The organism is Bacillus sp. EB106-08-02-XG196, assembly GCF_013396335.1.
Classification (GTDB): domain Bacteria; phylum Bacillota; class Bacilli; order Bacillales; family Cytobacillaceae; genus Neobacillus.
This window is the reverse complement of record NZ_JABWSY010000006.1, coordinates 235,654-257,527: the sequence shown is the minus strand read 5'-3', so window position 1 is coordinate 257,527 and position 21,874 is coordinate 235,654. Positions and strand designations below refer to the sequence as shown.

The window sequence follows — 21,874 nt, the reverse complement described above, 5'->3', positions numbered from 1 at the left end:
ACTATATTCAATTCAACACTATCCATTAATATTCCTTTAAAAAGAAAAAAATACGGCATGAGCCGTATTAAAATTTCCCTGCTGGCAATCCAAGTTTTTTCAACAATTCAATCGCATCCTGTTTTTCAGAATCTGTCAAACTAGACATTAGTGAATGGATCTGCTGCGCATGTTCTGGGAAAACCTCTTGAATAAAGTCTTTCCCTTTATCTGTAATTTGTGCAAATGTAACACGTCGGTCATTTGGACAAGCTATCCTAATTAACAGTCCTTTTTGTTCCAATTTATCAACAACATAGGTGATACTGCCGCTTGCAAGTAAAATTTTCCCGCCAATCTGCTGCATTGGCTGATCACCTTTGTGATATAAAAGCTCTAATACGGCAAATTCAGTCGGGTTCAAGCCACTTGCTTGAATCACTTTATTAACATGTTCATTAATCGCCTTATATGCTCTTGAGAGAACAATAAATAGCTTCAACGATTTAGATACTGAATCATTTTCCATAAAAACTCATCCTTTTTATTAAGCTTCCGCTTTTCTTATTGTCTAGCTACAGCGCCTAGGGGCTCGGGGTCATAAGCCAATCCGTCAAGAAGGTAAAAAGACAACCTTCCAGCCGGCTCGTCTTATGCCTGTCGCCCCTGGGCAAGGCGCTTTCGCTTTTCTTATTATCTCGACTTCAAGATTATTATAAGAAAATTTTGAGTTGATGTCAATTTAACCTATTCTTACAATCGGTACTGTCCATTTAATTATATTTAATTATTCTGAACTTTGAAACAATCCGTTTCTCATTTTTACAGATTTTATGTAAGATAAGGTTATTAAAAGATTGATATAATATAAACGAGGTGAAATATGAGTCAACCAGCAGCAGTTACAGCAAAAGCACCAAAAACATCAGACGCAACAATGTTTAATATTCTTTTTATCATCGGGCTTTGTCATTTACTTAATGATGCCATACAAGCTGTTGTCCCAGCTATGTTTCCAATTCTAGAAAAATCAATGGGGTTATCCTTTACTCAGCTTGGAATTATTGCCTTTTCCTTAAATATGGTTTCGTCTGTGCTACAGCCAGTAGTTGGATTCGTCACAGATAAAAGACCAATGCCCTTCGTACTACCAATAGGACTTACCTTAACATTGGGTGGTGTTCTTGGAATGGCGTTTGCCCCTTCCTTCGGTATGATCGTTCTTTCAGTCATTTTTATTGGACTTGGGTCAGCTGTTTTCCATCCTGAAGGATCAAGGGTAGCCTATATGGCCGCAGGGAAGAGAAGAGGACTGGCACAATCCATTTATCAAGTAGGCGGTAATACGGGGCAGGCATTAGCTCCACTAATCACAGCACTCATCCTTGTCCCACTCGGACAGCAAGGTGCTTCATGGTTTTCGCTTGTTGCTGCATTGGCAGTATTGTTATTAATCTACATCGCTAATTGGTATAAACAGAGATTAGTTGAAAACCTGCCGTTAATAAAAAAGAAAAATTCAATGTCAACTAATAAAACTGGTCTTTCAAAAAAGGTTAAACAATCACTATTTTTAATTCTATTACTGATATTTGCAAGGTCATGGTATATATCGGGAATGACTAATTTTTACGCTTTTTTTGCTATAGAAAAATACTCCCTGACGATTAAGGAATCACAGCTTTTCCTATTTGCGTTTTTAATTGCTGGCGCCTTTGGTACTTTTTTTGGCGGCCCGCTGGCTGACCGATTCGGGAAGAAAAAATTAATATCTATTTCCATGTTACTGACTATACCATTTTCTATTCTTATTCCTTTTGTACCATCTTTTATTGCATTTATCTTTCTTACGCTTACAGGATTTATTTTAATGACCAATTTTTCAGTTACGGTGGTGTTTGCACAAGAGCTTGTACCTGGGAAAATCGGGACAATGTCTGGACTAACCGTCGGACTCGCCTTTGGTATGGGGGCTATCGGTTCCGTAGGACTTGGATTTATAGCAGATTTATTTAGTATGTCTGCCATGGTTTCTTCGATTGGTTTTCTGCCATTGCTTGGATTATTGGCCTTCCTTCTTCCAAGTGATCAAATGGTCCAAACATGGAATCATGAGAATTAGAAAAAGGATGGATTGGCCCCATCCTTATTTTATTTCTTGAATTTTTTGGTAAAGCTCTTCTTTTTCATCATCTGATAGCATACGCTCTGCCATAGGGAAGAGGACATTTTCTTCTTTAGCAAAGTGCTCCGTTAAAATGTAGTAAGCATTCTTAACTAATTCAGCTAAGTTTTTCTTTTCCTCCACTGTTTGGGTGCTATCAGCTTTTTCTAGAAATTCGTGAATTTTTGCCTTCGCTTGATCATGTTCATATTCCATAACAGCAATCGGTCCAGAGGTTGTGCCTATATATACACCCATCATTGGAAATAGAACTCCTTCTTCACGTTCTGAATGTGGATCGAGTGCTGCCTTAAATTCATTAACCTTCATGATCAATTCTGCAAAGGTATTATCACTAGTAGAATCCTCTTCGATTTCCTTGGTTAATTTGAATAATCCCTCTAATTGTGCTAATAACGGAGGATGCTCTGACTTTAATTGATTTAGTCCTTTACTTAGTTCGACAGGAGCCATTCCTCCAAAACTGCTCATACAACCACTCATCTGCATACACCTCTTATTCATTAACTTGTTTTTAGTATAAAAGTAAGTCATTTAAAATGTTGTGACACCGGTCACATCTATACAAATTAAGGAAAATGATATGAAGGCGCTTTTAATTTTCAAAAAATTTTAACATTTACCATCAAAAAATCTCATAAACTAGCATATAATATAGTTAGAACTAAAAAGGGAGGGCAAAAACATGAAAACCCCTAATTATCATGACTTTTATCAAAAGGCGTTGATACCAATCGGTTTCAATGACCTACTGGCAATAAAGGAATACGAATCTTATGACATTGATTCACCTTCTACACATTGGCTCATTGCTGTTGAAGGAGTGCAGCTCCCACAGGCAAAGATATACTTCCATTGGAAGGTAAGTATCTATCACTCTAATTATGATGGTGATTTTAATTGGAAGAAACCTTTCTATTGTTCTCCAATTATGAATTCTATGGATCGTGCACATGAGCTTGCCTGCTCATTGGCTGCAACAAGTAAACTAGATCAGCTTTCCACCTTAAACCTACAAGAAAAAATAAGTTAAACCTCAAAAAAATATCCCCTTCTGCTTCACCTTCTTTTTACCCTCACTTGTGAATAAACCCACAAATAGTGAAATCAAATTACATATGAATAAAAATAGGTGCTGCTCACAACCGCAAGCAACACCTTTAATATTATGCTAGACGGAACACAATTCCATGTCCACCCTTTGGATATTCCCATTTGATATTTTGGTACGGGCAGCCTATACGGCAGCTGCCGCATTCGTGACAGCCCTCATAACCAACCTGCATCCTTAAACCTTCCCACTTGTATACTTCAGCTGGACAGAAAATGGTACAAATTTTATCTGGGCATTTTGTGGCACAAATATCATCGTCCATTACGGTTAAATGTGACTTCGTATCAGCTTTAAAACGAAGAAGGTACTGTTTTTCTTCGATATTCTTAGTTGACATTATTTCACCGCCTTCCAAGCTCGATAAATATCTTGAATTACCTTAATCGTTCCTCTTTCTGATGTTACACTCTTCATAATTTCCTTTTGTTTATCCCGTTTCGGTGTTCCATCTACAGTGAAGAATTTGCTCATCGCTTTATTCATCATCGGAACATACTCTTTAAAATATTGCGGGTTATTCTCAAATGTATGTGTTGCATCTTTATATTTCTCTAAATCTTTGATGATGAAGCTATCATAAAGCTTTTGACGGTAGAGATTTAAGCTAGATTCCGAGAAATCTCCGCGGTACTTCGCCTCAATTACAGTTTCAGCAGCCAATAAGCCGGAGTGCATCGCCATGTTCGAACCTTCACGATGAATTGCATTAACAAGCTGTGCAGCGTCTCCTACAACCACTACACCATTACCAGCTACTTTTGGTACCGAACGATATCCACCTTCAGGAATCAGATGTGCTAGATACTCTGCGGACTCTCCACCTGCGAGCATTGGTTTTACCATTGGGTGTGTTTTTAAGTAGTCTAATAGGTCATAAGGCTTCAATTTTGCTTTTATCATACTGGATAGGGTTGTACCTACCCCGATATTCAAACTGTCCTTATTCGTGTATAGGAACGCTGTCCCAAGATTTCCTTTTGTTGAATCACCAAAAATCTCAATTGTACAACCTTGATTATCTTCTAAGTTAAAACGATCATTAATTTTTTCTTTTGGTAAATTGATTACTTCCATTACCGTTAAGGCCACTTCATCGGGACGGAATTCTTTATGGAAGCCCAACTGCTTGGAGAGCAGGGAGTTTACTCCATCCGCAAGGACAACAACATCTGCATAAACTTCGCCATTTGGACGGTCAGTGCGAATGCCAATTACCTTTCCGTTCTCAACAATACACTCCGTTACAACGGTTTCATTGATTAATAGAGCACCTGCTTCAACGGCTTTTTTCGCAAACCATTGGTCAAATTGCGCTCGTAATACCGTAAAGTTATTATATGGTTCAACACCCCATTCAAGACCTTTGTATCCAAATTGAACGACAGATTCCTTATCCATCATCCAAAAACGCTGCTCAATAACTGGTCTCTCAAGTGGGGCTTCTTTCCAAAACTCTGGAATCAACTCTTCCATTTGCTTCCGATATAGTACACCGCCCATTACGTTTTTGCTTCCAGGATATTCTCCTCTTTCAATAAGCAATACGTTTAAGCCTTTTTGGGCGCAAACAAGTGCACATGAAGTCCCAGCAGGACCTGCCCCTACGACAATAACATCAAATTTTTCTGGCATAGCTCATTTCACCGCCCTTTTCATTCCGTAGCTGTTTAAATTGCTCGATAAGTTTAGGTACAATTTCCAATGCATCTCCTACTATTCCATATGTTGCCACATCAAAAATTGGAGCATTTGGATCCTTGTTAATGGCGATGATTAAATCAGAGTTTTTCATACCGACCACATGCTGGATTGCTCCTGACAAGGCAATCGCGAAATAAATTTTAGGCGTTACCGTCTCACCTGTCTGACCAATTTGAAGCTCGTGAGGCAGCCAGCCTGCTTCAACCACATCACGTGTACCTCCAACTGTTGCACCAATTGTATCTGCAAGTTCATAGAGGATCTGGAAATTCTGCACGTCTCCCATCCCTTTTCCTCCGCAGACAATCACATGTGCATCAGCCAAATTCGCCTTTTTTGTTACGTCATTCACAATTTGCAGCACTTTTGTCCGCATATTTTCTTCTTTGAGATCTATGCTTTCTTCGATAATCTTCCCTGCTTTGCCTGAATCTGGCTCAAGTGCCTTCATTACTTTCGGTCTAACGGTTGCCATTTGCGGGCGATGCTTTTTACAGAGAATCGTTGCCATGATATTACCGCCAAATGCTGGACGGCTCGCTTCTAGCAAACGGCTATCTACATCCACATCGAGCATAGTTGTATCAGCTGTCAAACCGGTGACTAAATCTGTCGCCACAGCACTTGCTAAATCTTTACCATTGGGTGTTGCTCCGTATAAAATAATTTCCGGCTTATATTTTTCTACTAGCAGCATAACCCCCTGCATATACGATTCTGTCCGATATTGCTTTAACACAGGATGGTCTACCATGTAAACTTCATCTGCACCGTAAGCAATCACTTGCTTTGCTAATGGTTTAACTTCACTTCCTAGTAAAAAACCTGCCAGTGGAACTTGTAATTTGTCAGCAAGCTTTCGTCCTGCTCCAAGGAGCTCTAAAGAAACTCCCTCAATTTTTCCGTCATTTTGCTCAATGAAAATCCAGACACCACGGTATTCATCAAAATTCATGTAAACCCCTCCCACGTCAAAAAAAATAATCTTTATTGTTTAGATGCCTGTAATGTTAATACCTCTTTTTTCTCCATCAAGATATCCACGAGTTGTTTAACTTGCTCATCCGCAGAACCTTCGATTTTTTTCCCGCCTTCAGGACGTGGAGGTGTAAACATTTTTCCAACAATTGTTGGCGAGCCTTTAAGGCCAAGCTGGGAACGATCAACATTTTCAAAATCATTTACAGTCCAGATTACTGGTTCATATCTAGCTGCTTGTATCATATTTGGCATTGGTGAATATTCGATGTGATTAATTTCTTTTTCAACCGTTAACAAACAAGGTAATTCAGCCTGTATTAGTTCATAGCCGCTCGATAATTTCCTTTTGATTAAGACTGTTTTTTCTTTTAAATTGACTTCTGAGACTTCAATTACATTCGTTATAGGCGGAATATCCAACCTTCTAGCAATACCTGGTCCAACTTGGCCTGTATCTCCATCGATTGCGTGCTTACCGCAAATGACCATATCGACTGGGAGTTCCTTATTGATTTTTTCTAATGCTTTAGATAGGGCATAACTCGTCGCAAGTGTATCAGCACCTGCAAAGGCACGATCGGTAATCAAATATCCGCGATCTGCACCAATCTCAATACTTTTTTTAATAACAGCTGTTGCCTGCGGTGGCCCCATCGACAAAACTGAGATTGTACCTCCATTCTTATCCCTTATGCTTACTGCTTCTTGTACAGCATGAGCATCGTAAGGATTTAAAATGGCTGGTGCGCTGCGGCGGTCGAGTGTGTTTGTTTTAGGATTAATCTTTATGATTTTTGTATCTGGTACTTGTTTGACACATACGACAATGTGCATGTAGGACATTCCCTCCCCCATATTGGCTATGTTTGTTTGAAAGCGTTTGCCTTCCTTGGTTATAAAAAATGCCATATTACGATATATGACTCGTAACACAAGCATATTACCAAACAATGATAGATTTCTTTTTTTCAAAATTGATAAATTATAGGATTGAGGTAAATTCTAGAAGTATAAGATTTGATGGATATCGTGATGTGAGTGAGTTTTTTTAAAAAATAGTGTTAATTTAACTATAAGAAATATTCAAAAATAAACAATGATAAAAATCACAGTTTCTGTCTAATCATGTAGATAATTTAATTTACACTATTCATACAGATGAAAGTTGAGGCTAGAGAATGGTGGAAGTGTTTGTAGGAAGCGTACTTTCTGCTTTATCAACAGGTGTAGGAGCACTAATCATTCTTTTTATTAATCAATCAGTCACACACCGGTGGATGGATATGTTATTAGCATTTAGTGCTGGAATTATGATGGCTGCCTCAACAATTGGGCTAATCCCTGAGGCATTAAAATTGGGTGGTTTTGTCTCACTTGCAATGGGAGTATTCTTGGGGGTTTTGGCATTAACAACTCTGGAAAAAAGGATTCCTCATATAGACTTGGAACATAATCAATATGGAATTCAATTTGATGAAAAGGCATTGTTGATCATTGCAGCCATTACTCTGCATAATATTCCTGAAGGCTTGTCAGTCGGTGTCAGCTATGCTTCACAAACAGAGGATACGGGGAATTTGATCGCGCTGGCAATTGGTTTTCAGAATGCGCCAGAAGGCCTTCTTGTTGCTCTCTTTTTAGTTAATCAAAAAATCAGCAAATTTAAGGCCTTCTTGCTTTCAACCCTAACAGGTGCAATTGAGATTGTTACATCCTTCATGGGATTTTATTTAACCTCATTTGTTCAAGGGCTTGTCCCATATGGTCTTTCATTTGCGGCCGGTGCGATGTTGTTTATTATTTATAAAGAGTTAATCCCAGAAAGCCATGGTGATGGCAATGAGAGGGTCTCTACGTATGCTTTTATTACCGGTCTTTTAGTGATGGTTCTCATCATTGATATCTTCTAAGACTTTATTCAGGTGATTTCCTTAAACACATACCTTCGGCCAAATCATAATCATTTGATTAAAAGCCAGCTTTATTTCTTCATTTGGTCTTGAGAAATGCTGGGAAGCTTTTTGATACTCATTTATTAAGATATCAAGCTCCTGGCTGTATTTAATTGTTTCTTCACTTGTAAAACCTTTTGTATTCGCACAATTTATCATCATTGCACGCTTAATTTTTATTGCATTAAGCATCTCAGAAGGGCTATTACCTGACATATACAATTTCTCCACCTACTCCTACTCTTTTGCACTAAACCGCTAAAAAAATTGGTTACTTGATGAATTATGACAAGATTTAAGGCAAAAGTAAACACTTTCGCAAAAGTAGACAAAACAAGCATTTTACCCTATTTTTCGACAAAATTCATGTCTATTTTTCTGCTTTTACGACAATTTTCATACCCTTTTAGTGGAGTTTTAGTAAATATATTTACTAAAACTCCACTAAAAAAACTGGCTGTCTATCAGCCAGTTTAAATATATTATTGATGAATTTCTTCTTTCTCGTAAATTGGTACCCAGCCCTCTGTTGTAACAAAAATTCGAAGCGCTACTACTTTACGATCTTCTTCTAATGTAAAATAATGTCTTGTATTTTCAGGTACAGAAATTAAGTCTCCTGGATTTAGATGAACTTCGAAAAATTCTCCGTCCTTGCCTTGAATAACAAAAACTCCGTGGCCGCTCACAATAAAACGAACTTCATCGTCTGTATGGTGATGTTCATTTTTGAAGTTTGTTAGCAGTGTATCAAGATTTGGAGTATTATCAGATAATGAAATAACATCTTGAGCTTTATATCCTCGGCGTGCTGAAATATCTGAAATTTCTACTGAAAATACCTTTAGGATTTCTTCTTTCTCTTCATCACTCAAAAGATACTTCTCCACTAGTGATTGAGGAAGTTTTGTAATATCCCAATATTCATAAATAACCTCTTGTGATGCTAAAAAACTCGCTACTTCTTCTTTATTAAGAATTTGTTCTTCTCTACTTTGAAATGTAATGTATGCCATTATAAATCCATCCTCTCCTAAGAAATTTAAACTACTTTATTTAATTGGAATTGCTTATGTTCTAATAGACGTAATTGATATTTAAATAAGAACTCAGAAGCTTCTAGAAATTTTTTTGCCTCGAAAGCATTTCTTCCCCAAACAGTTATTCCGTGATTACGAATTAATACAGCGCCTGAATCTTCATTAATATGCTCCGAAAATGCATCTGCGAGGGTAGGAATATGAGCATAGTTTTTGATGATTGGAATCTTCAACACTGCGTCCTCTTCCCACATATTAAAAGCCTTAATCAGTTCCTGACCCTTAAATGTTACCTCCCCCTGGTTCCCATATAGCTCAGAAATCACGTTATTATCAATAGTGTGTACATGGAGACTACAGCCTGCATTCGTTCTTCGGTATATTTCGACGTGAAGCAGCGTTTCTGCAGATGGTCTCAAGTGTGTTTCTTCAACTGCATGCCCAAATTCATTAACCAGCAAAAAGTCCTCTTCTGTTCGTTTGCGTTTATCCTTACCACTTGCAGTTACCAGAAACTGTAGAGGATCATCACTAACCTTAATAGCAAGGTTGCCGCTAGTTCCCATAAACCAATCCCGCTCAGCCAGTTCATCTTTTATGTCAGCTAACTCCAGCCATTTTTCCTTTAACATGATGTCCTCTGCACCTCAATTCGATTTTTAATTTCTTCTATACAGTCATGAAAAGTAGTAAATCCTTTATAATTTAAACCCCATTCAGAACATTTTTCCTCTAGGAGATCTCTAGCCAACACAAAATCAGCATGTTTAGCTGCCTCAAGATCGGTGACCGAGTCACCAATTACGATCGTAAAGCATTCTTCATCCTGGTTTATCTTCCGAATAATACTAGGTTTGCAGCAGCCGCATTCGTTTTGACAGTAAGAATCACAAGTATATGGCCAAAGTATTTTTATGTTTTCCCCTGAAAAGTCACTGTGGTTACAATAAATCCCTTCAAAAGGGCCGAACTTTTCAAGAATGGGATATACAAAGAAATCAATTCCACCACTGACAACATAAAGGGGTATATCTTCGGTTCTAGCAAATTCAACAAATTCAGAAAATCCATCACGAATCTTAGCATTTTCGATCGCAAATTTTGTAATTTCATCTCTTTGGTTACTTGGTAATTCCGAGAATAATTTCCCTACACCCTCACTAATTGAAATTTTCTGCGATAAAATTTGGTCTTTAATTTCAATCCAATTAGCAGGTGCAAATTTTTTCATGATTGCGATGATATTATCACTTTCAGTAATCGTTCCATCAAAATCACAGTAAATGACTGGCCTCATCATTTATACTGACACCTCAGCATTTCCCCATAACTGCAGTGCAGTCTTTAGCTCAGGATACATTTCTGCCCCTTCCACTAATGTCTTTCCTTGAAGATTCACTTCAATAGCTTGTCGGAATGCTAGACCGCCGCCACGCGCACCATTAGGATGACCGTGAACTCCGCCTCCAGCGTTGATCACTGAGTCTATACCGAAATCCCGAATCAGGAGTGGTACCAACCCTGGATGTATTCCTGCAGAAGGGACAGGAAATGAATTTTTTATTGTATCTTTTTTTGTTAATTCTTCTGCGATTGATATAGCTGATGATTTCTCCAATGCCACAGTTCCATATGGTGATGGAAATAATGACAAGTCCGCACCAGCAAGCCGGAGCAGTTTACCTAATAACAAAGAATGTGAAAAACCATAAAACGCAGAGGATGTTAATGCACCACTTACAGCAGGATGAGCCATTAATGGTAAAGCAATTTGGTCGTCTTCACGCAGCTCCTGTAATACATCCAATCCATAAGCAAACACATTAAATAATAACAGGTCCGCTCCAAGCTCCATCGCTTTCCTCGCTTTGTCCTTTAGCTGGGATGTTCGGCCTGTTAGGTTTACTGCGTACAAAGTACGATGTCCTGTTTGTTCATAGACTTCCTGTAATATTTTATTGCCTGCCACTATTCTTTTTTCAAAAGGGGTTAATTCATTTTCAAAGAGAATTTCATCATCCTTAACAAAATCAACACCGCCTAGAGCTTGTTGCTTTAGCTGTTCAGTTAGGAAATTCAAGTCCTTACCAAGTACCCCTTTAAAGATGCTCATTAATAACGGACGATTATAAATACCGAGCTTTTCTCTTAATCCTCCAATACCAAATCTAGGACCAGGAAATTTATTTTTTAGTTCATCCTTAAACTGTAAGTCAAGTAATTTTATTTTTCCATCTAATGAAAGTTTTCCAAAAACAGTGGTCAGAATCGCAGGAATATCATCTGAAAAATTGATGGCTGGATAGGCAATATGTATGAGTGACTGTTCCTCTGTTAAACCTTCAGTCGACACAACCCTGCCTTTGTGCTTACGTAATTGACTCTGTTCTAGTTCTGGCAAGTTCGTCCATGAACCGACAGTCAAACCTAAAGCTATTTCCTCTGCTTTTTTTTCAAGATTTTTTTCACCGTGTACTAGATATGTGGCAATTATTTCAGACAATTTTAATCTTCCTTTCTTCGAAAAACATAAAAAAACCTCTTCGCAAAAGAAGAGGTTAGCATCGCAAACTAACATCTTCTCATCTTTCAGCCTTTTTGCTGCAAGATTTAGCACCGTGCTTAACATTGTGTTAAGTCGGTTGCCGGGCTTCATCGGGCTTTTCCCTCCGCCTGCTCTTGATAAGAAAACGATCGTATTATTTACTATTATCACGTTAATAAACTATATTTTGGATTATCCCAAGAATTATATTTTTTGTCAATCTATTTTTTAAAAATTTCCAACTTACTAATTCTTCTCACTGCTTCTTCTAAACGTTCCTCACTTGTGAGTAAACCGACTCGGACATAGCCTTCACCTAGTTCACCAAATGCAATCCCAGGTGCCACAGCAATATGTGCTTGTTCTAGCAGGATGTCAGTAAATTCAGTAGAGGTTAGTCCCTCAGGAACTTTTAGCCAAGCAAAAAACGATCCCTTTGGAGCCGTAACATCCCAGCCCAGCGAACGGAGCCCCTCAATCAAGACATTTCTTCTGCGCTCATAAAGATTATTTAAATCTCGAACACAATCCTGCGGACCTGTTAATGCTTCAGCGGCAGCTTCCTGAATACCGCCAAAAATACTGCAATAGAGATGGTCTTGAATAAGCTCAATCGCTGAAATAACACTGCTATTGCCTACAGCGAAGCCGACACGCCAGCCTGCCATGTTATAGGTTTTAGACAGAGTATATATTTCAATACCAACTTCTTTTGCCCCATCAATTTGTAAAAAGCTCAATGGCTTTTCCTCATCAAATCCTATTGCACCGTAAGCAAAATCATGAACAACACAAATATCATGCTGGTTTGCAAGATGAACAGTTTCCTCAAAGAACTCCTTAGTTGCTGCTGCCCCTGTTGGGTTGTTAGGATAATTAAGGAACATTAATTTTGCCTTTTCTATTGCCTCAGAAGGTAATTCACTAAAGTCAGGCAGAAAATTATTTGTTTCACGGAGAGGCATCGTTACCATTTCCGCCTTTGCGAGCGCTACCCCAGATAAGTAATCTGGATATCCTGGATCTGGTACAAGAATTGTATCACCAGGATTTAAAAGGCATTGTGGTATTTCCACCAATCCAGCCTTACCGCCAAACAAAATCGCCACTTCGTTATCAGGATTAAGGGTAACACCATACTCTCTTTGATAAAAGTCAGCTGCAGCCTGTTTTAAGTAGGTATGACCTTGAAAAGGAGAATACTTATGATTCGCAGGATTATCCGCTGCTTCCTGCATTTTTTTTACAATATGATGCGGGGTGGCCTGATCAGGGTTCCCTTGACCTAAATTAATAACATCATAGCCCTCTTCAATGTATTTCCCTACCTTTTTTACTAAAGAAGCAAAAAACTGCTTTGGAAGATTATTTAATATTTGCGATGTTGGAAATTGTTTCATCTTGTCACCTGCTTAATTTATTTCATTTTGTTGTTGAATTCTAGTCACAAATGATATAACTTTTAATACATCTTGTAAAGAAAAAATTCTAAAAAATTAAAATGAGGTGAATATTAGTGAAATTTAAAATATCTTGTTTGCAGATGGACATTGCCTTTGGTAATCCAACTGAAAACTATCAAAAGGCAGAAAGATTAATTAAAGAAGCAATGAAAGAAAATCCTGATATCATTGTTTTTCCAGAGCTGTGGACAACAGGCTATGATTTGACACGACTTGAAACGATCGCTGATAAGGGTGCAGCCAATACCATTGATTTTTTAAAAAGGGCAGCAATAAAATATCAGGTTCACTTTGTAGGCGGTTCTGTGGCAAATCAGGGTGAACAGGGAGTAAAGAATACCCTTCTTATCATCAATAATAAAGGGCACCTCGTCCATTCATATAGCAAACTACATCTTTTCAAATTGATGGACGAACATCTTTACCTCGAAGCTGGAGAGGAGATAGGGTTATTCGATTTGGATAATAACACTTTTGGCGGAGTAATCTGTTATGATATTCGTTTTCCAGAGTGGATTCGTGCACATTCCTCTAAAGGAGCTGAAGCCCTTTTCGTTGTTGCAGAATGGCCTGCCCCCCGTTTAACGCATTGGAGGTCGCTGCTCATTGCCAGAGCAATCGAAAACCAATGTTTCGTTATTGCATGTAATCGCTCAGGCAATGATCCAAATAATGAATTTGCAGGTCATTCTATGATTATCGACCCATGGGGAGACGTAATAGCAGAAGCAGGAGCGACTGAGGAAATACTGTCTTCGGTAATTGAGTTAGATTTAGTGAAAGATATTCGTAAACAAATACCAATTTTTGAAGATAGAAGACCTGATTTGTACTAATCTAAAAAACCACTTCCTTATATAGAAAGTGGTTTTTCTATTTATTTAATAAATGATTTATTGGTAATGTAATCTTAAATATTGTTCCCTTTCTCTCTTCACTTTCAACTTGAATATTCCCATTATGTTCCTCAATAATTCGGTAACTGACCATTAAACCTAAACCCGTACCTTTTTCTTTTGTGGTATAAAAGGGTTCTCCAAGTTTTTTTATTTTATCCTTTGGAATCCCCATTCCTTCATCTTGAATACATATTTGTACATTTTGTTCCTCTGTTTTATTTATCGTAATTGTAATTTGTCCACCGTTCGGCATGACTTCAATGGCATTTTTTATTAGATTAATAAAAACCTTTTTCAGTTGATTGGGCTCGCAGTAAACGAATGGCAAATTGGCTTCATAGTCTGTATTAAATTGAACATTGTAAAGCACCGCTTGAGCACTTAATAAATCAACTGTCTCCCTCATAATTTGACAGACGTCCTTCTCCTGAAATCTAATTTCCTGAGGTTTTGCTAGGATTAGAAACTCATTAATAATCGAATCAATTCTTGCTAACTCGGAGGTAATGACATCGTAATACATAGAATGTTCAGGTTTAATACTAGGCTTTAGTAATTGAATAAACCCCTTTAATGCAGTCATTGGATTTCTTATTTCGTGTGCAATTCCAGCAGCAAGCTCACCAACAATACTTAATCGATCAGACATTCTCAACTGTTCCTGCATTTTAGCTTTTTCCGTTACATCAATAATTACAGTTAGATTTAGACCATCAATAATTCGGCGCTTGGTCGAGTAATCAAAATGTTTAACTGTCCCGTCAATCATTTCCATTACCATTGTGGAACATTGCCTGCCAATCTGCGTAGCTTGTTCGATATGATTCATAATTTCCCGCTTTTTCTCTTCTACAGTATTAAATAAATCTAATAGGGACTTTCCTAACAGTCTATCTTTTGAAAGACCAAAGATTCTTTCTCCAGAGTAATTGATATCGACAATTTGATACTTGTCATTCCATAATATTAGTCCGTCCATCGAATCTTCAAAAATTCTTTGGAATTTTTGTTCACTAGGCAATGCCTCGTTCTGTTTCGCTGTATTTTCCACTAACTCACCCGCCTCACGAAACCCAAAATAAGGTAATATCATACTATACCTATATTCTACATTATTAAATAAAATCCTTTTTTACTTGACAAATTTATTACAATGAAAAACATAAAAAAGGTAAAGCGCAAAATTCCCGCTTTACCTATACCATTTAAAGGAATGGATTTTCGTGCTTTGCTTTTAGACGCTGCCATCTTTTTTCAACTTCTGCTTCAAATTCCTCTAAGATTGATTTGTTTTCTTCTTTAAGAAGGTGTTTTGTTTTACCCATGTATTTAAGCCACTCAGAAATAGTCACACGTTTGTTTTTATCTTCTGGGTTATAGGTAATGTTGGTAACACCTTGCTCTACCTCATATAGAGGGAAGAAACAAGAATTTACAGCTTGCTCCAAAATCGTTGCCCCATAGCGGTCCTCGGATTTCCAGTTAAGCGGACAGGTAATAAGGATTTTCCCATAAACCGTTCCAACGTTTTGTGCATACCATTGAGCTTTTGCACCCTTTTTAATTAAGTCTTGAGGGAAAGCTTCAGCCCCTGTAAATACATAAGGAATATTGGTTGCCGCCATAATTTGCGCAGTGTCTTTATGGTGGAATCCTTTTCCTTTCTGTGCCTTACCAACTCCCGATGTGCTAGTCATATGACCTAACGGAGTAGAATAAGACATTTGTGAGCCTGTATTCATATAACCTTCATTATCATATTCAAGCATAATGAGCTTATGTCCACGAAGAGCTGTACCAATAGCAGAACCCATACCAATGTCCATACCGCCATCTCCGGTAATCATGACAAACGTCGCATCATCAGCTACTTCTACTTCACCACGGCGTTTTAATTCAAGGAATGCTTCAAGTGTTCCTGATATTGTAGCAGCACCATTTTGGAAAAGGTTATGAATCATGGTTTGTTTATGAGAGCTATGCGGATATGAAGTTGTCGTAACATAGGCACATCCTGTTTGGAATAATGTGACGATATCACCTTCAATCCCTTTAAAGAAAAGTTCCAATCCTGCAAAAATCCCACAGCCTGGACATGCTCCGTGTCCTGAAGCAATTCGCTTAGGTTTACCAGTTAGTGCACGAAGAGGCGGGATTTTAACCTTAAGTTTATTTGTTTCTTCATCCATTTTCACATCAATTAAACCAGATTTGTATACATCACCATGCTGTGGTGTGATAACCGGCTTAAGAACTTTTTCCGGGTTGCCTGGTACATGACCATAATAATCAAATGGCTTTTCGGCAAATCCTTTTTCCATCGCCTCGATCGTCATTTCAAAGAATTTTTGTGCATCGGAAGCGTAGAAATCTTTACCCCCTAAACCGAAAACTCGACTTAAAACGATTGTTTGATTTTCCCGGTCTTCTTGAAGGGCAGATTTCACTTCATGGGTTAAATTCGGTCCATTTGCTCCATAGGAATCTGCACGTTCACCAACTAATAATGCTTTTACATTTTTAAGGGCTTCACGAATTTCCTTCGCTGGGAATGGACGGATAACATTTGGACTGATTACTCCAGCTTTAATTCCTTTAGCACGTAAATCATCAACTACATCTTTCGCTGATTCACCAGCAGAGTTTAAGAGGAATAATGCAACATCAGCATCTTCCATTTTATATAAATCAAGTACTGAATACTCACGGCCGGAAATACGGGCATATTCTGCTGCAACCTCTTTATAAACCTCACCCGCGGCGTAAATGGCTTCAGATTGCTGGAAATTGTTATTGATTAGGTCATCACCATTCATATGCGCACCAATTGTTACTGGATACTTTGGATCTCTCGCAAAATGATAGTCTGTTGGACATTCACCTACAAATTTCTGCACAACACTACGGTCCTTGAAATACTCAACTCTTCGCTTTTGATGTGAAGTGAAGAATCCATCGTAGGCAACGATAACCGGCAGACGGACCTTAGAATGTTCAGCAATTTTCAGAGCCATAATATTCATATCATAAACAGCTTGCGGCGTACTAGCTGTTAAGATAACCCAGCCAGTATTTAACGCAAAGTAAAGGTCAGAGTGATCACCTCTTATATCAAGTGGTCCACTGACTGCACGTGTTACAAGATTCATGACCATTGGAAAGCGGGTTCCAGATTGAACTGGCAGCTGTTCTATCATATAAAGAAGGCCATTTGCACTTGTTGCATTGAATACTCTAGCACCAGTAGCAGAAGCACCGTAGCAAATACCTGCAGAACCATGTTCACCATCAGCTGGAATCAGCTTAATATCATGCTCACCGCGGGCTTTCATTTGGTCCAAAAATTGTGCTACTTCTGTAGAAGGTGTAATTGGGAAATACCCCATAATATGATAATTAATTTGTGCAGCTGCCATAGCAGCCATTTCATTTCCGGATTCAAAGGTTGAAAGCTGCTCAGCGACCCCTTGACTCTTTAACTTTTCTTCTAACATTGCCATTATGAAATCCCCCCTGCTAAATACGGAAAGTTCTGTTTTACACGGTTAGCATCTGCATATCCAATCATTTCACGAAGATCACCTAACGCATCTGTTGGACAAGCTTCAACACATTTTAAACAGCCCTTACAATATTGATAATCAATCCCTTTAAGGAACATTTGTTTTCTGCCCTTCTTATCTTCGCCAGCTTCCCATACGAAGCAATAATCTGGACAGACATTATCGCAGGCAGCACAGTGGATACATTTATCCTGTTCAAACTGTGGAAGAAATCCTTGTCGTGAACCACTTAAATCTTTTAATATACTATTACCTTGAGTGGTCATTACCCCGCCGATTTCCTGGGTCATGTAACCTAATTGCGGCAATGCCCGCGAAAAACCTTTACCTTCTGCCCCTTCTGGCACATCATAGGTTTTAAATTGAACTTCATTATAACCACGGTCAAACGTGCGAATATTTGGCTCCACTAAATGCGGGTATTTTTTTTCAAATGTTTTACGAATAACGTTTCTCATAGAATCTGGATCTAGGAATTCACAAATACGATATAACGCACCGAGCATCGCTGTATTGACTTTTGTTTTTTCTTCAACTGCGATCGTTAAAGCGTCAACAATAGCAAGTGTGCCATATTCTAACTTTAGATCCTTTCTCACTTCATCAAACTCTCTAGCTGTATTTACAAGTGCGATTCCATCAGCATTTAATCCGCTTACGACATCGACTGTTCTATATAGTGCTTCATGAAAAACCGCCACAATATGTGGCTGCTCTATTGGGCTGTGATCTCTTATTTCTACATCTGGATCACAATAACGGATAAAACTTTTAACAGGTGAACCTTTCTTTTCTGAGCCATATGATGAGAAATTAGATCCGTTCAAACCTAGACCTAGTACTCCGGCTTCAGCTAACATTTTTCCAGCTAAATTTGCACCAAGACCCCCAATTGATTCAAGACGAATCTCAAAGAAACCAAGCTCATTTTTCTTTGGCAATATTGACATAATGTCCCTCCCCTTCTTGTACAAAAAAACACAAAAATATAAATTCCCCAAATTCATTGTAGGATAGATCTTTTTATTACGCTGTGACAAAAATCAAACATCAGCAAAAAAATTCTATAACACCTTTTAAAAATTTATTTAAAACGTTAATTTAAATGGTTTTTATTTAGCATTTTATGTATATAACAGTTTCCCTACTGTAATATAACAGGGTTTTTTTATTTCGATTTTGGATTTTTTCAAAAGTAGGATATAATATACTATTGTTTTTAATTTGCCGAAGGAGTTTTACGATGAACGTTATTTGCTGTACCTTAAATGCTAAATATATACATACAAATTTAGCGATTCGCTGCTTAAAGGCTTTCGCTGCTCCGGAATTTAACATCCAATTAAAGGAATATACGATAAAGGATCCGGTTATGAATATCGTGTCAGACCTCTATCAGCAAAAACCAACAATTATTGGATTTAGTTGTTACATCTGGAACATTGAAGAAACCATTAAGGTTGTCAACATGATTAAAAAAATTGATCCTTCTATTAAGATTGTATTTGGTGGTCCTGAAGTATCTTATGATACGGTAGAATGGATGGAAAAACTCCCAAGTGTCGACTTTATAGTGATGGGTGAAGGTGAACATTCATTTAAGCAGCTGCTTTCTGAATTGAACGGAGAGGGCAGCTATAAAAATGTACATGGAATTGCCTATCGCGAAAATGGAAAAGTAAAAGTGACACCCCAAATGAATAAGCTTGACCTAAAGGAACTCCCATCACCCTATCGATTTCCTGAAGATAAAGCTCATTTGGGTAAACGTGTCACCTATATTGAAACAAGCAGAGGCTGTCCATTCAGCTGTCAATTTTGCCTTTCTTCCATTGAAGTAGGGGTACGTTATTTCGATAGGGAGAAAATTAAGGAAGATATTCGTTATCTTATGGCTAATGGGGCAAAGACGATTAAATTTGTTGACCGTACATTTAATATTAGCAGAAGCTATGCAATGGAAATGTTCAGATTTTTAATTGATGAGCATCTACCAGGAACAGTTTTTCAGTTTGAAATTACTGCTGACATCATGAGACCTGAGGTTATTGAATTTTTAAATAATGAAGCACCTAAAGGCTTATTTCGCTTTGAAATCGGCGTTCAATCGACAAATGATTATACAAATGAGCTTGTCATGCGGAAACAGAATTTTGCAAAACTAACAAGAACCGTTACCATGGTGAAGGATGGCGGGAAAATCGACCAGCACCTTGATTTAATCGCCGGTCTGCCTGAGGAAGATTACGCATCCTTTCGGAAAACGTTTAATGATGTTTTTGAACTTCGTCCTGAAGAACTGCAGTTAGGCTTTTTGAAAATGCTTCGGGGAACTGGGCTAAGACTTCGCGCTGCTGAACATGAGTATGTTTATATGGATCATTCTCCATATGAAATTTTGGGGAATAATGTCCTTCCCTTTGATGATATTCTCAGAATTAAACAGGTGGAGGATGTGTTAGAAAAATATTGGAATGACCATCGCATGAATCACACAATAGAGTATTTGGTTACAAACGTGTTTCCTTCACCTTTCGACTTTTTCCAGGAGTTTGGGACCTATTGGGACGAGCAAGGCTGGTCAAGGATTGGTCACCAGTTAGAGGATTTATTTCAAAGATTGTTCTCGTTTCTTCAATACCGGAAGCTGAGTGACCTTGACATTATTGAAGGCCTGATGAAATATGATTATTTAATAAACCATAAGTACAAGCCGCGAAAGCCATGGTGGGAACAAAGCTTCAATAAACAAACAAGAACCGAAATTTATAAACAAATAGTCGATACCCCATCGCTGCTAGGGCAAATCTATGTGGAACTAGAACTTGATGAGAAAGATTTATATAAGCATACAATGATTGAGGAGCTTTCCTTTAATCTTGATGAATACTTATCATCTGGAAAAATCTTAAAGCAGTCTTCTAATTTAATCGCTTATTTTGATCCTGCAAACAAAGGAACACTAATCTTTTCATATAAAGGATAAATGTAGCCGGCATAAAGCTGGCTTTAGGCTGTCGAGAAACTCTCGACAGTCTTTTATTTTGGCTCTTCTCTAATAGAATGTTGTTTTTTGTATACAAACGGACCGTTCCTTTCCGCTACAGGTGCTTGCTTTCCGCGGGGAGGAAGTCGAGCCTCCTCGACGCTGTGCGGAGGAGCCTTCCCGGCACGCCCGCGGAAAGCGAAGCAGCTGGAGTGGAAATCAACAGGCCATTGAGCAGTCACGAATTTTTTTTAAAATCGTAGGTTAGACTCTGATAAAATATAAAATTGCCGAGAAAAATACCCTTTCTCGACAATCTGTAGCCGGCATAAAGCCGACTTATTTCTTTTTCGATGACTTTTTATTATCCTGATTATTCTGAAGTACTTCATATAGCTTAATTCCATTCACGTCACCAAATTCAATGCTAAATTCTTCACGTGTGTTTTGCACGCTTTTCTTATCTTTCATTAACTTCTTCCTTTTTTCCCAAGCTTTGAATTACGGTTTGCAAATCTGATTGCGTTGTTATTATCGGTAAATTCTGCTGAGAATTCACTTTCCTGTACATTCTTATGCGGCGTTTTAGAATATTTTTTTACTGCATCAAATTCTGCTTTTCGTTTAGCCATTTTTTCGTCCTCCCATCTTTATGTTACATCTTTAGTTTCTTCAAAATCAGGGATTCAATCACTTCCTTATTTTTCATAAATAAATTTGTTCATTAAGTGAAAAATAAAGAAAAATAGGAGTGAGTATGATGACCAATAAGAAAAAGCAAAAACTAGATAATCCAACGATGAATCAAACAATCCCACATCAAATTAATGCACCAAGTTTCGAAGGAACAGGAATTAAAATGCAGCCTCCATTCATAAATGAACATGGCGTTGTAATCGGAGATAGCTTATATTCTTCACCAAACTCTCCTTTAGAAAATTGGACTGCGAATACCGACCCTGAAATTATGGCCGGGGACGAATGGGTTCACCCAACAAATGATATTGGCTGGAATACAGCAGAAAACCGTGAATTGCTAGAGAGCAAGAAAAAACCACAAGCCTATCCCTTCATGCACCCTGACAAGGATGTTAGTAAGGGCAGTGATTAAAACAAATTTGTATCCATTTCCGCAAAACATTACCACTTATTAAAAAACAGAATTGAATCATAATACAATTACAGAGAAAAGAAATTTATCTCTGTATAGATACTAAGGAGTTGAAAAAAATGGCTAACAGCAGCAATAAATTATTAGTTCCAGGAATAGAGCAATATCTTGATCAGGTTAAATATGAAATTGCACAAGAGTTTGGTGTGAATTTAGGCTCCGATACAGTTTCCCGAGCAAATGGGTCTGTTGGCGGCGAAATTACAAAAAGGCTAGTACAACAAGCACAAGCACAAATGGCTGGTCAGCAACAATAATTTTAACTAAATAAACATGGAAAAAGTCCGGCAAATTT

At 38.0% G+C, this 21,874-nt stretch carries 24 protein-coding genes and 1 riboswitch; of the genes, 7 read left to right on the top strand and 17 right to left on the bottom strand.

From position 1 onward, the window contains the following. Window positions 1–67 precede the first annotated feature (67 nt). Window positions 68–508, bottom strand: a complete 441-nt coding sequence (locus MLOOGBEN_RS11740; RefSeq protein WP_179158429.1) for a MarR family winged helix-turn-helix transcriptional regulator — start codon at window positions 506–508, stop codon at window positions 68–70. A 354-nt stretch (window positions 509–862) separates the two neighbouring features. Between MLOOGBEN_RS11740 and MLOOGBEN_RS11735 the strand changes: the two genes are divergently transcribed. Next, on the top strand, window positions 863–2,101 hold the full coding sequence (locus MLOOGBEN_RS11735) for an MFS transporter (protein WP_179158428.1): 1,239 nt from the start codon (window positions 863–865) through the stop codon (window positions 2,099–2,101). Window positions 2,102–2,125: 24 nt separating this feature from the next. Here the strand turns inward: MLOOGBEN_RS11735 and MLOOGBEN_RS11730 are convergent, their stop codons facing one another. Beyond that, window positions 2,126–2,653: a hemerythrin domain-containing protein gene (locus MLOOGBEN_RS11730; RefSeq protein WP_483296389.1), complete on the bottom strand. Its 528-nt coding sequence runs from the start codon at window positions 2,651–2,653 to the stop codon at window positions 2,126–2,128. Between the two features lie 196 nt (window positions 2,654–2,849). On the opposite strand from MLOOGBEN_RS11730, the gene MLOOGBEN_RS11725 reads away from it, so the two are divergent. Next, window positions 2,850–3,197, top strand: coding sequence for a hypothetical protein (locus MLOOGBEN_RS11725; RefSeq protein ID WP_179158427.1), 348 nt, complete (start codon window positions 2,850–2,852; stop codon window positions 3,195–3,197). Between the two features lie 133 nt (window positions 3,198–3,330). On the opposite strand, the gene MLOOGBEN_RS11720 is transcribed toward MLOOGBEN_RS11725, so the two are convergent. From MLOOGBEN_RS11720 to MLOOGBEN_RS11705, 4 genes are read right to left on the bottom strand one after another with little or no spacing between them, the layout of a single operon-like run. Then, window positions 3,331–3,615 carry a ferredoxin family protein gene (locus MLOOGBEN_RS11720; RefSeq protein ID WP_075685099.1) on the bottom strand — a complete coding sequence of 95 codons (285 nt, stop codon included), beginning with the start codon at window positions 3,613–3,615 and terminating at the stop codon, window positions 3,331–3,333. Beyond that, window positions 3,615–4,910 carry an FAD-dependent oxidoreductase gene (locus MLOOGBEN_RS11715; protein WP_133369543.1) on the bottom strand — a complete coding sequence of 432 codons (1,296 nt, stop codon included), beginning with the start codon at window positions 4,908–4,910 and terminating at the stop codon, window positions 3,615–3,617. Before MLOOGBEN_RS11715 ends, MLOOGBEN_RS11720 begins: the two co-directional genes overlap by 1 nt. Then, window positions 4,894–5,934 (bottom strand): electron transfer flavoprotein subunit alpha/FixB family protein, encoded by a 1,041-nt coding sequence (locus MLOOGBEN_RS11710; RefSeq protein ID WP_179158426.1) that lies wholly within the window; start codon window positions 5,932–5,934, stop codon window positions 4,894–4,896. The genes MLOOGBEN_RS11715 and MLOOGBEN_RS11710 overlap by 17 nt, the downstream gene beginning before the upstream one ends. A 32-nt stretch (window positions 5,935–5,966) precedes the next feature. Then, window positions 5,967–6,794 carry an electron transfer flavoprotein subunit beta/FixA family protein gene (locus MLOOGBEN_RS11705; protein ID WP_179158498.1) on the bottom strand — a complete coding sequence of 276 codons (828 nt, stop codon included), beginning with the start codon at window positions 6,792–6,794 and terminating at the stop codon, window positions 5,967–5,969. A 344-nt stretch (window positions 6,795–7,138) separates the two neighbouring features. On the opposite strand from MLOOGBEN_RS11705, the gene MLOOGBEN_RS11700 reads away from it, so the two are divergent. Beyond that, window positions 7,139–7,870, top strand: coding sequence for a ZIP family metal transporter (locus tag MLOOGBEN_RS11700; RefSeq protein ID WP_179158425.1), 732 nt, complete (start codon window positions 7,139–7,141; stop codon window positions 7,868–7,870). A 21-nt stretch (window positions 7,871–7,891) separates the two neighbouring features. On the opposite strand, the gene MLOOGBEN_RS11695 is transcribed toward MLOOGBEN_RS11700, so the two are convergent. The 6 genes from MLOOGBEN_RS11695 to MLOOGBEN_RS11670 all read right to left on the bottom strand — a co-directional run bounded on the left by MLOOGBEN_RS11695 (window position 7,892) and on the right by MLOOGBEN_RS11670 (window position 12,897). Continuing rightward, complete coding sequence (locus tag MLOOGBEN_RS11695; RefSeq protein ID WP_256989054.1) at window positions 7,892–8,128, bottom strand: aspartyl-phosphate phosphatase Spo0E family protein; 237 nt, start codon at window positions 8,126–8,128, stop codon at window positions 7,892–7,894. 266 nt (window positions 8,129–8,394) lie between these two features. After that, window positions 8,395–8,928 (bottom strand): 1,2-dihydroxy-3-keto-5-methylthiopentene dioxygenase, encoded by a 534-nt coding sequence (locus tag MLOOGBEN_RS11690; protein WP_179158424.1) that lies wholly within the window; start codon window positions 8,926–8,928, stop codon window positions 8,395–8,397. Between the two features lie 26 nt (window positions 8,929–8,954). Next, on the bottom strand, window positions 8,955–9,584 hold the full coding sequence (locus MLOOGBEN_RS11685) for a methylthioribulose 1-phosphate dehydratase (RefSeq protein ID WP_179158423.1): 630 nt from the start codon (window positions 9,582–9,584) through the stop codon (window positions 8,955–8,957). Then, window positions 9,578–10,252: a 2-hydroxy-3-keto-5-methylthiopentenyl-1-phosphate phosphatase gene (locus MLOOGBEN_RS11680; protein WP_306430737.1), complete on the bottom strand. Its 675-nt coding sequence runs from the start codon at window positions 10,250–10,252 to the stop codon at window positions 9,578–9,580. The genes MLOOGBEN_RS11685 and MLOOGBEN_RS11680 overlap by 7 nt, the downstream gene beginning before the upstream one ends. Next, entirely contained in the window at window positions 10,253–11,455 is a 1,203-nt protein-coding gene (gene mtnW / locus MLOOGBEN_RS11675) for a 2,3-diketo-5-methylthiopentyl-1-phosphate enolase (RefSeq protein ID WP_179158422.1), read from the bottom strand. Window positions 11,456–11,531: 76 nt separating this feature from the next. After that, window positions 11,532–11,641, bottom strand: a riboswitch (SAM riboswitch). 77 nt (window positions 11,642–11,718) lie between these two features. Continuing rightward, on the bottom strand, window positions 11,719–12,897 hold the full coding sequence (locus MLOOGBEN_RS11670) for a pyridoxal phosphate-dependent aminotransferase (protein WP_179158421.1): 1,179 nt from the start codon (window positions 12,895–12,897) through the stop codon (window positions 11,719–11,721). Between the two features lie 116 nt (window positions 12,898–13,013). Between MLOOGBEN_RS11670 and MLOOGBEN_RS11665 the strand changes: the two genes are divergently transcribed. Then, a complete protein-coding gene (locus tag MLOOGBEN_RS11665) occupies window positions 13,014–13,796 on the top strand; it encodes a carbon-nitrogen family hydrolase (protein WP_179158420.1) in 783 nt (260 codons plus the stop codon). A 37-nt stretch (window positions 13,797–13,833) separates the two neighbouring features. Here MLOOGBEN_RS11665 and MLOOGBEN_RS11660 read toward each other — a convergent pair whose 3' ends face one another. From MLOOGBEN_RS11660 to MLOOGBEN_RS11650, 3 genes are all read right to left on the bottom strand, one after another. Then, a complete protein-coding gene (locus MLOOGBEN_RS11660; RefSeq protein ID WP_368737778.1) occupies window positions 13,834–14,910 on the bottom strand; it encodes an ATP-binding protein in 1,077 nt (358 codons plus the stop codon). A gap of 154 nt (window positions 14,911–15,064) precedes the next feature. Further along, the gene (locus MLOOGBEN_RS11655) at window positions 15,065–17,359 is read right to left on the bottom strand and encodes a thiamine pyrophosphate-dependent enzyme (protein ID WP_179158418.1); all 2,295 of its coding nucleotides are present in this window, start codon (window positions 17,357–17,359) and stop codon (window positions 15,065–15,067) included. After that, window positions 17,359–18,372, bottom strand: coding sequence for a 2-oxoacid:acceptor oxidoreductase family protein (locus tag MLOOGBEN_RS11650; protein ID WP_179158417.1), 1,014 nt, complete (start codon window positions 18,370–18,372; stop codon window positions 17,359–17,361). Before MLOOGBEN_RS11650 ends, MLOOGBEN_RS11655 begins: the two co-directional genes overlap by 1 nt. 293 nt (window positions 18,373–18,665) lie before the next feature. On the opposite strand from MLOOGBEN_RS11650, the gene MLOOGBEN_RS11645 reads away from it, so the two are divergent. Continuing rightward, window positions 18,666–20,408, top strand: a complete 1,743-nt coding sequence (locus tag MLOOGBEN_RS11645; RefSeq protein ID WP_179158416.1) for a B12-binding domain-containing radical SAM protein — start codon at window positions 18,666–18,668, stop codon at window positions 20,406–20,408. Window positions 20,409–20,747: 339 nt separating this feature from the next. Here the strand turns inward: MLOOGBEN_RS11645 and MLOOGBEN_RS29200 are convergent, their stop codons facing one another. After that, complete coding sequence (locus tag MLOOGBEN_RS29200; protein WP_256989053.1) at window positions 20,748–20,879, bottom strand: hypothetical protein; 132 nt, start codon at window positions 20,877–20,879, stop codon at window positions 20,748–20,750. After that, window positions 20,879–21,040 carry a hypothetical protein gene (locus MLOOGBEN_RS11640; protein WP_179158415.1) on the bottom strand — a complete coding sequence of 54 codons (162 nt, stop codon included), beginning with the start codon at window positions 21,038–21,040 and terminating at the stop codon, window positions 20,879–20,881. Before MLOOGBEN_RS11640 ends, MLOOGBEN_RS29200 begins: the two co-directional genes overlap by 1 nt. A 128-nt stretch (window positions 21,041–21,168) precedes the next feature. On the opposite strand from MLOOGBEN_RS11640, the gene MLOOGBEN_RS11635 reads away from it, so the two are divergent. Together MLOOGBEN_RS11635 and MLOOGBEN_RS11630 are read left to right on the top strand one after the other, a co-directional pair. Beyond that, complete coding sequence (locus tag MLOOGBEN_RS11635; protein WP_179158414.1) at window positions 21,169–21,519, top strand: DUF3905 domain-containing protein; 351 nt, start codon at window positions 21,169–21,171, stop codon at window positions 21,517–21,519. 119 nt (window positions 21,520–21,638) lie between these two features. After that, window positions 21,639–21,836, top strand: coding sequence for an alpha/beta-type small acid-soluble spore protein (locus MLOOGBEN_RS11630; protein WP_095251895.1), 198 nt, complete (start codon window positions 21,639–21,641; stop codon window positions 21,834–21,836). Window positions 21,837–21,874: the final 38 nt, after the last annotated feature.

Bases quoted from the DNA above. Each gene is read 5' to 3' on its own strand.
- MLOOGBEN_RS11635 (WP_179158414.1), top strand. From the start codon at position 21,169: ATGACCAATAAGAAAAAGCAAAAACTAGATAATCCAACGATGAATCAA.
- MLOOGBEN_RS11715 (WP_133369543.1), bottom strand. From the start codon at position 4,910: ATGCCAGAAAAATTTGATGTTATTGTCGTAGGGGCAGGTCCTGCTGGG.
- MLOOGBEN_RS11705 (WP_179158498.1), bottom strand. From the start codon at position 6,794: ATGCACATTGTCGTATGTGTCAAACAAGTACCAGATACAAAAATCATA.
- MLOOGBEN_RS11645 (WP_179158416.1), top strand. From the start codon at position 18,666: ATGAACGTTATTTGCTGTACCTTAAATGCTAAATATATACATACAAAT.
- MLOOGBEN_RS11670 (WP_179158421.1), bottom strand. From the start codon at position 12,897: ATGAAACAATTTCCAACATCGCAAATATTAAATAATCTTCCAAAGCAG.
- MLOOGBEN_RS11735 (WP_179158428.1), top strand. From the start codon at position 863: ATGAGTCAACCAGCAGCAGTTACAGCAAAAGCACCAAAAACATCAGAC.
- MLOOGBEN_RS11695 (WP_256989054.1), bottom strand. From the start codon at position 8,128: ATGTCAGGTAATAGCCCTTCTGAGATGCTTAATGCAATAAAAATTAAG.
- MLOOGBEN_RS11710 (WP_179158426.1), bottom strand. From the start codon at position 5,934: ATGAATTTTGATGAATACCGTGGTGTCTGGATTTTCATTGAGCAAAAT.
- MLOOGBEN_RS11690 (WP_179158424.1), bottom strand. From the start codon at position 8,928: ATGGCATACATTACATTTCAAAGTAGAGAAGAACAAATTCTTAATAAA.
- MLOOGBEN_RS11740 (WP_179158429.1), bottom strand. From the start codon at position 508: ATGGAAAATGATTCAGTATCTAAATCGTTGAAGCTATTTATTGTTCTC.
- MLOOGBEN_RS11650 (WP_179158417.1), bottom strand. From the start codon at position 18,372: ATGTCAATATTGCCAAAGAAAAATGAGCTTGGTTTCTTTGAGATTCGT.
- MLOOGBEN_RS11720 (WP_075685099.1), bottom strand. From the start codon at position 3,615: ATGTCAACTAAGAATATCGAAGAAAAACAGTACCTTCTTCGTTTTAAA.
- MLOOGBEN_RS11685 (WP_179158423.1), bottom strand. From the start codon at position 9,584: ATGTTAAAGGAAAAATGGCTGGAGTTAGCTGACATAAAAGATGAACTG.
- MLOOGBEN_RS29200 (WP_256989053.1), bottom strand. From the start codon at position 20,879: ATGAAAGATAAGAAAAGCGTGCAAAACACACGTGAAGAATTTAGCATT.
- MLOOGBEN_RS11725 (WP_179158427.1), top strand. From the start codon at position 2,850: ATGAAAACCCCTAATTATCATGACTTTTATCAAAAGGCGTTGATACCA.
- MLOOGBEN_RS11630 (WP_095251895.1), top strand. From the start codon at position 21,639: ATGGCTAACAGCAGCAATAAATTATTAGTTCCAGGAATAGAGCAATAT.
- MLOOGBEN_RS11680 (WP_306430737.1), bottom strand. From the start codon at position 10,252: ATGATGAGGCCAGTCATTTACTGTGATTTTGATGGAACGATTACTGAA.
- MLOOGBEN_RS11655 (WP_179158418.1), bottom strand. From the start codon at position 17,359: ATGGCAATGTTAGAAGAAAAGTTAAAGAGTCAAGGGGTCGCTGAGCAG.
- MLOOGBEN_RS11700 (WP_179158425.1), top strand. From the start codon at position 7,139: ATGGTGGAAGTGTTTGTAGGAAGCGTACTTTCTGCTTTATCAACAGGT.
- MLOOGBEN_RS11730 (WP_483296389.1), bottom strand. From the start codon at position 2,653: ATGCAGATGAGTGGTTGTATGAGCAGTTTTGGAGGAATGGCTCCTGTC.
- MLOOGBEN_RS11640 (WP_179158415.1), bottom strand. From the start codon at position 21,040: ATGGCTAAACGAAAAGCAGAATTTGATGCAGTAAAAAAATATTCTAAA.